At 58.7% G+C, this 3943-nt stretch carries 6 protein-coding genes and 1 pseudogene; 5 read left to right on the forward strand and 2 right to left on the reverse strand.

Going from position 1 to position 3943, the window contains the following annotated elements; genetic code table 11:
* Nucleotides 1-155 precede the first annotated feature (155 nt).
* Complete coding sequence (locus D4765_RS18830) at nucleotides 156-386, forward strand: GNAT family N-acetyltransferase (RefSeq protein ID WP_237280568.1); 231 nt, start codon at nucleotides 156-158, stop codon at nucleotides 384-386.
* A gap of 12 nt (nucleotides 387-398) precedes the next feature.
* Here D4765_RS18830 and D4765_RS18835 read toward each other — a convergent pair whose 3' ends face one another.
* Together D4765_RS18835 and D4765_RS19520 are read right to left on the reverse strand one after the other, a co-directional pair.
* On the reverse strand, nucleotides 399-932 hold the full coding sequence (locus D4765_RS18835; protein ID WP_136643841.1) for a hypothetical protein: 534 nt from the start codon (nucleotides 930-932) through the stop codon (nucleotides 399-401).
* A 245-nt stretch (nucleotides 933-1177) separates the two neighbouring features.
* A pseudogene (locus D4765_RS19520) lies at nucleotides 1178-1324 on the reverse strand (IS3 family transposase); the annotation flags it as partial.
* Nucleotides 1325-1913: 589 nt separating this feature from the next.
* On the opposite strand from D4765_RS19520, the gene D4765_RS18840 reads away from it, so the two are divergent.
* The 4 genes from D4765_RS18840 (at nucleotide 1914) to D4765_RS18855 (ending at nucleotide 3819) form a co-directional block, all read left to right on the forward strand.
* A complete protein-coding gene (locus D4765_RS18840) occupies nucleotides 1914-2579 on the forward strand; it encodes a hypothetical protein (RefSeq protein ID WP_136643842.1) in 666 nt (221 codons plus the stop codon).
* 35 nt (nucleotides 2580-2614) lie between these two features.
* The gene (locus D4765_RS18845) at nucleotides 2615-2923 is read left to right on the forward strand and encodes a hypothetical protein (protein WP_136643843.1); all 309 of its coding nucleotides are present in this window, start codon (nucleotides 2615-2617) and stop codon (nucleotides 2921-2923) included.
* 156 nt (nucleotides 2924-3079) lie between these two features.
* On the forward strand, nucleotides 3080-3367 hold the full coding sequence (locus D4765_RS18850) for a transposase (protein ID WP_161580502.1): 288 nt from the start codon (nucleotides 3080-3082) through the stop codon (nucleotides 3365-3367).
* Between the two features lie 20 nt (nucleotides 3368-3387).
* Complete coding sequence (locus tag D4765_RS18855; RefSeq protein WP_136643845.1) at nucleotides 3388-3819, forward strand: IS3 family transposase; 432 nt, start codon at nucleotides 3388-3390, stop codon at nucleotides 3817-3819.
* Nucleotides 3820-3943: the final 124 nt, after the last annotated feature.

Genomic DNA, 3943 nt, shown 5'->3' on the forward strand with positions numbered 1-3943 from the left:
ACAGCTTCGTAACGACGTCAGGGAGCATTCGCTCGGAGAACCGTCCAGACATATCGATCAACACCATCCACAGAGTAAGTGGTGCAATCACTGCTTGAATCCGCCGTGTTATTTATTCCGTTTCGTGCGCTGACCCCGAGGTCTCTGCCGCGTACGTGCATCGCCTCACAGTCTCTTCAACGCACCGTGGGGATAACCTGGGCGGCAGACAGCTCAGCTGGGTGGAGGTGCGGGCGAGAGGGGACGGCAAGCAGTCGGTCCGGCTTGACTGCGCGGCCGACAACCCGAGATTACGACGGTTCTACGAAAGACGCGGATTTACCCGTGTAAGAGACTCATGCGTCGAAGACCCCACCGGCAAGCGCACGCTGACGATCAGCCTGTAAGAAAACAGACGGTTACGGCAGGAGCGCGGTAGGCACATCTCCTGGCTGCGAGAATGATCCGATCATGCCGCCGGTGTCAGCATCGACCATGATCGCGCCCCACGTCATCTTTTGGCCGTCTCGGCCGAATTGGGGTACGAAGGCGCCTATACCGGTGGCGACGATGACTTTCTGATCAGGGGTGTATCCGCCGGGTAGAGCTTGTAACACTTGGGAAAGATCACCCAGCGTGGTGATTTTCACGTAGCTCGCCGTCAGCTGAGGGAACTCAATCGCGTTCCCCTTGATGAGAGAAAGAACTTGATCTGGGGTAGGTGGCTTGCCGTCGGAAATGCTGGCTAGATCGGGCTTGCCGGTGGCGACCGGCCCGTTGGTGGCCGGAGCAGCCACGGGTACGTCGGGGGTCGAGGTAGCCGTAGAGGGGCTGACCGTCGAGGTTGCCGCAGGTGTCGGGCTTGGTGCGGCCAGCGCCGCGCTGACTCCTCCGGCGATCGCGAGGGCGGCGAGACCCGCAATCAGCGGTATCGAATATCGTTTCTGCAGCATGTGATGTTTCCCGTCGCTAGAGGTTTGAAGCCTAATACGGCTTGTTGTTGGACCAGTTATTGGCGCCGTAGAAGGTCCCGTTCATGCAGTTCGGCGAGCTATATCCCGCTCCGCAGGGATAATCGACCCAGGCGTGGTTTCCTGACCAGCCAACATTCCAGCCGCCGGACGTGTTATGCCATTCAATAGGAGTATCCGCGAACGTATCTACCGGGTCTGCTGCACGAGTAGGTGACAGTTTCTAGTCACGCAGCCAACGCGGCTGGCGTGCTCATGGTGGCCTCGAATTCGATGGGCGTCAAACGGCCCAGGCGGGGCTGTCTGCGTCGGCGGTGGTAGGTCCGTTCGATCCAGGTCACGATCGCGATCCGTAGCTGTTCCCGGGTGGTCCAGGTTGGGGGCGTTTGAGAAAAAGGAGCTTGGCGTACGTTTAGGTCTTCGCTTTTGTGTCTGTGGTGTCTTGTTCGGTGAACGGTCGGCGGTCTGAATGGGGTGGATGGTTCAGATGCCTGAAATTGTGCGGCGGTTCAGGGTGGCCGCTGCTCCGTGATGACTCGCGGAGCCAGCCACTGCTGATGATGCCGGATGCGGGTAGTTGCAGAGAACCGCACCGCTCGTACTACGCAATTGAACATCGAACGACGCCGTTCCGGCAGAACGTAGCCGCTTCCCGTAGTTCAAGGTCCCTTTTCTCAAACGACCCTGGCTAACGCTTGTGGGCGCTGACGCGGCGTTGGCTGGGCTCGCACCCAGCAGCAGCGCAGCACCCATAATCGGCACTGCTAAAAACGGAACAATTCTGCGTCTTTGCATCATTCAGTTCCTATTCAATTTTTCGCGCGACAGGTGTCGCGCTCACCCCGAACCACCCCCACGGCACATCTTCACACTACCCCCAATCGGGGGTAGTGTGACCAAGTAATTGTTATTTGCTGACAATCCGTGTCGCTTTTGAGGGGCGTGCTATCTTCGAGAAATTCGGTGCTGATTGAGATAGCGAAAGAAGCCATGAACACCTCTACTTTCATCCGCCCTCGTGTCACAACAATGGTTGGCGGCGCCGGCCTGGCGCTTGGTGCGGTGATCTGGCTATTTGGCTCCAGCGCCCAGACCCCTTCGTTTCTCACCAGCACAGCCCCCGCCTTGGTCTCGGCTGTTGTCGTTTTGGCTGCGATCATCGTCCTCGCAATCGGTGCGAGGGGCGAGTCGGGAATAACTGGGGCTTCGCTGATCAGCCGGAGCGCACTGATTCTCTTCGGAGCTCGAAGCCTGCTCCTGATCGTTTTTTCGGCCATCCCCTTCACAAATATTTCACTGGCTGTCGCGGTAGGCGACAGCCTTATCGTGCTGTTCGCGCTTGCTGCCTTCGCAGCCGCAATCGTAGTGGCGCATGCGAAGATTCTTCGCGGAGTTTCGCGCTGGATACTTTTTGCGGTAGCTCTGTGCTTCACGCTCGTGACAGTACCGACGCTGACCGGGCTTACCCAGGTTGGGCTGTTTTTTTCCACACCCGGAGTTACGCTCGTAATGCCCGGCGCACTTCTCATCTTGGGCCTCTCGTATTTTCTATACGGGTTCGCGTCGACCGACGCCCGTCGGACGCAGATAGCAGACTCAGCCAAGAGCCACGCTCGAGCATCTCGCTAAACCTGGATCCACCGGTGAGGAGGGGGTTAAGGGTTTTGACCCAAACCGGCCTGACGTTGCAGCTGCAATTGGTCGAAGTGACAGACGATTTTATTCTCATTCGCCTCCGCAGCAACGAAATGCGTCCGACCGGGCATCGCGAGACGCAGCGACCAGCCCTTATGGCTGAGCAATTCACGCTCAGCGATGCCAAAGGCATGACGGCAAATTACGTTCAGATAAGTTCCGGAGGCGGCCCCTTCGCCGGACAGATAGACCTAGCATTCGATCGAACGCCACCAATCGATTTGACTGCAACGCTCTCCCTGTCATCCGAACATACCCACCTCACCTTCCAAGTTTGAAAGTAGATAAGAAGTAGGGCCTCCCAGCGTTTGGCTGAGAGGCCCTACTTTTTATCTACCGCTCCGATGACGGGCTGACGCGGGTCGTTGGGTCTGCCCAGGGTTTGGTTGTCACCTGACCTGTGAGATTTCATTCTCGCTGGAAGGATGTCAGTCATGGCAAAGGCATATCCGAAAGAGTTCCGCGATGATGTCGTGGCGGTGGTCCGGAAGGGCCAGGGCAACGCGTCTCAGATCGCGAAGGACTTCGGGATCTCCGAGGGCACGTTATCGAACTGGTTGAAACGTGCCGATATAGAGGACGGTAACCGTCCGGGCGCTAACGACGCGGATCGTAGGGAGCTGCGTGAGGCGAATAAACGGATCCGGTTGCTCGAGCAGGAGAACGAGGTTCTCCGCCGGGCGGCGGCGTATTTGTCGCAGGCGAACCTGCCGGGAAAATAGTCTTCCCGCTCGTCCGTGAAATGGCTGCGACCGGTGCCCCTGTCAGGGTGCCGGTCGCGGTGGCGTGCAGGGTGTTGAACCTTTCAACTCAGGGGTACTACAAGTGGTTGCGGGACCCGGTATCAAGGCGGGACTGGGACGACGCGCACGTCATCGATGTGATGCGAGAGATCCACGGCGACGACCCAACGTTGGGATACAGGTTCCTTGCGGATGAGCTCGCTGATGCCGGGATCGCTGCGAGCGAAAACCGGGTCTGGCGACTCTCCAGGGTCGCGGGGCTGCAGGCCTCGCACTACCGGCGACGGGGGAAGGGCAACAGGCCGGGTCCCGCTGTCCACGATGATCTGCTCGGTGTGACGGACGACAAAGGCCGAGTGACGCACGATTTCATTACGGCCGCGACGGAACCGAACCAGGTGTGGTTGACGGATATCACCGAGCACTGGTGAGTATCCGCTCTTGTGGGCACCGCTTTTGATGCGGGTGAGCACCGTTGTTCAGGTGCTTGGTTTGCGTCGTTCAGCACCATGATCGGTGTGGTTGAGCACCACCTGTGAAGCTCCTCCCACCATG

Origin of the sequence: Subtercola vilae, from assembly GCF_004923255.1 — a bacterium.
Classification (GTDB): Bacteria; Actinomycetota; Actinomycetes; order Actinomycetales; family Microbacteriaceae; genus Subtercola; species Subtercola vilae.